The sequence below is a fragment of the Bartonella capreoli genome, from assembly GCF_902813205.1.
Lineage (GTDB): Bacteria > Pseudomonadota > Alphaproteobacteria > Rhizobiales > Rhizobiaceae > Bartonella > Bartonella schoenbuchensis.
Map to the genome: position 1 here is coordinate 1 of NZ_CADDZX010000288.1, position 418 is coordinate 418.

Annotated in this window: 1 protein-coding gene; it reads left to right on the plus strand. The window is 44.5% G+C overall.

Annotated features, from left to right (window positions below):
• The coding region (locus J7R05_RS09685; protein ID WP_208541896.1) for a hypothetical protein at positions 1-391 on the plus strand (391 nt) is incomplete at its 5' end.
• Positions 392-418: the final 27 nt, after the last annotated feature.

Genomic DNA, 418 nt, shown 5'->3' on the forward strand with positions numbered 1-418 from the left:
CCACCGGTGCGCAATTTCCCAAATAAAATTTCATCAGCTACAGTCTTGGGGAGAGGGGAGGGGAGAAAAAGAGGAAAAGGAAGGGAGAAAAGGGGAGAAGAGGAAAAGGGAAGAGAAAGAAAGAAAAGGGAAGAGGAAAGGAGGGAAAAAGAAAGGAAGAGAGAAAGGAAGGGGGAGGAAAGGGGAAAAAGAAAAGGAGGAAAAAGGGGAGGAAGGAAGAAGGGGGAGAAAGGGGAAAAGGGAAAAAGAGAAGAGAAAAGAGGAAGAAAGGAGGGGGGAAAGAAGGGAGGGAGAGAGGAGAGAGAAGAAAAAGAAAGAGGGAGGGGAAAAAAGAAAAAAGAAGAAGGGGAAAGAGAAGAAGAGAAAGAAGGGGGGGGAAGAATTAAAATGATATTGCGGAAATCAATTTTTCTACCAT